This window comes from Candidatus Sodalis sp. SoCistrobi, assembly GCF_900143145.1.
Lineage (GTDB): Bacteria > Pseudomonadota > Gammaproteobacteria > Enterobacterales > Enterobacteriaceae > SoCistrobi.
Genome location: NZ_FRDB01000328.1, coordinates 1 through 2,180, shown reverse-complemented (window position 1 = coordinate 2,180; position 2,180 = coordinate 1). Strand labels below are relative to the sequence as shown.

Below are 2,180 nucleotides of genomic sequence, written 5' to 3'. Positions count from 1 at the left end.
TGCTCATGCTGAGTTTCCAGCACTAGATTAACTGCCCGTTCACGGACTTCCGGAGAGTAACGTTTGGTCGTTGTCATAGAGACCTCCACTTTTAAAGTATAGACTCTAATTTATCCGGGGTGATTCACTCGCTGGCGCCTTCATCCTCGCGTTCCACCTCGCTAACCAGGCTGTTGCCCTCAGCGCTGTGCAGAAGCATGTCGCGCAGCTTTTTGTCCAGTTCTGCCGCCACCTCGGGATGATCTTTCAAAAAGCCGCAGGCATTGGCTTTGCCCTGGCCGATCTTCTCACCGTTGTAGCTGTACCAGGCGCCGGCTTTCTCAATCAGCTTGTGCTTGACGCCCAAATCAACCAGTTCACCGCGAATATTGATGCCTTCGCCGTACATGATCTGGAATTCGGCCTGCTTAAACGGCGCGGCGACTTTGTTCTTCACGACTTTGACGCGGGTTTCGCTGCCCACCACCACATCGCCCTCTTTCACCGAGCCGATACGGCGGATATCCAGGCGAACCGAGGCGTAAAACTTAAGCGCGTTACCGCCGGTGGTGGTTTCCGGGTTGCCGAACATGACGCCGATCTTCATACGGATCTGGTTGATGAAAATCAGCAGCGTGTTGGCGTTTTTCAGGTTGCCCGCCAGTTTCCGCATCGCCTGGCTCATCATACGGGCGGCCAGCCCCATATGGGAATCACCGATTTCGCCCTCGATTTCCGCTTTCGGCGTCAGCGCCGCCACCGAGTCGACGATAATGACGTCTACCGCGCCGGAGCGGGTCAGGGCGTCACAGATTTCCAGCGCCTGTTCGCCGGTGTCTGGCTGGGAGCACAGCAAATTGTCGATGTCGACGCCCAGCTTTTTGGCATAGATGGGATCCAGGGCGTGTTCGGCATCAATAAAAGCGCAGGTTTTGCCTTCGCGCTGCGCCGCGGCGATAACCTGCAGGGTCAGGGTCGTTTTACCCGATGATTCCGGGCCGTAGATTTCGACGATACGTCCCATGGGCAGCCCACCGGCACCCAACGCGATATCCAGAGACAGAGAACCTGTGGAGATCGTTTCTACATCCATGGAGCGATCTTCACCCAGGCGCATGATCGAGCCCTTGCCGAATTGCTTTTCAATCTGGCCCAGTGCTGCCGCCAACGCCTTTTGTTTATTCTCATCAATAGCCATTTCAACTCCTATCAAGCGGGGAGCGACGTCGCTACCCTCTTTCGCCAACGATATGTACCGGCGGTACTGAGTGCTAATTATACTGTATGATTGTACAGTATCAAGCGGATTTTTAGAGAAAAGTGGCAAGCAGCGTGGTCAGCGCGAAATGCACCGCCTGACGACGTACCGCCTCCCTGTCGCCCTCGAAATGCATAAGCTGGGAAAAGGGCTCGTCGTCTGCGTTGGCGAAGCCAAACCAGACCGTGCCCACCGGTTTTTCAATGGTGCCGCCGTCGGGACCGGCGATACCGCTTATCGCCACCGCATAGTCGGCGGACGCGGCGCGAAGCGCGCCGGAAACCATCTCCAGCACCACCGGGTCGCTCACCGCACCGTGCTGCTCAAGGGTCTTGGGCCGCACGCCGAGCAGATCGATTTTTGCCTGATTGCCGTAGGTGACAAAGCCGCGCTCGAACCAGCCGGCGCTGCCGGAGACGTCGGTAATGGTCTTGGCAACCCAACCGCCGGTGCAGGACTCGGCGCAGGTAATAAACGTGTTTTCCCGTTTGAGTGCCGCGCCTAATCGCGCGCTGCGCGCATAGAGTTCGCTGTCGTTTATCATCTTTTTATCCTGAGCCCTTATCGACCTACCGCGATCGTGCAGATAGGGCGGCCCGGCTGTCAATAGGTGTTTATGAAAGATGCATTCCAACTTTTGCCGCGCGGGCCGCCGTTGCGCACGCCCTTGTCACTACCTACGCTATGCACTACAGTTGCAAACGTACGGGGATTGGGTAATGCCTTCAAATAGTTGACTTTTGTGATATTCTGCCTCTATTTGAGGTTTCCACGTGGTTACAGTTTCTGTTCATTGTCCTCGCTGCCATTCAGATGAAATTTATCGACATGGCCTTAGTCCAACTAAGCGCGAACGCTTCCGGTGTCAGTGCTGTCACCGTGTATTCCAGCTTACCTACCGCTATGAAGCGCGAAAGCCGGGAGTTAAAGAGCAGATCGTTGA

The 2,180-nt window shown here is 55.8% G+C and carries 3 protein-coding genes; 1 reads left to right on the top strand and 2 read right to left on the bottom strand.

Annotated elements, in window-relative coordinates; all coding sequences use genetic code 11:
- Positions 1-124: 124 nt before the first annotated feature.
- The gene (gene recA / locus CINSTRO3249_RS15325) at positions 125-1,177 is read right to left on the bottom strand and encodes a recombinase RecA (RefSeq protein ID WP_074013852.1); all 1,053 of its coding nucleotides are present in this window, start codon (positions 1,175-1,177) and stop codon (positions 125-127) included.
- 112 nt (positions 1,178-1,289) lie between these two features.
- Positions 1,290-1,778, bottom strand: a complete 489-nt coding sequence (gene pncC / locus CINSTRO3249_RS15320) for a nicotinamide-nucleotide amidase (RefSeq protein WP_074013853.1) — start codon at positions 1,776-1,778, stop codon at positions 1,290-1,292.
- A 232-nt stretch (positions 1,779-2,010) separates the two neighbouring features.
- Here pncC and CINSTRO3249_RS16935 point away from each other — a divergent pair.
- A partial coding sequence (locus CINSTRO3249_RS16935; RefSeq protein WP_143146886.1) for an IS1 family transposase occupies positions 2,011-2,180 on the top strand: 170 nt, incomplete at its 3' end.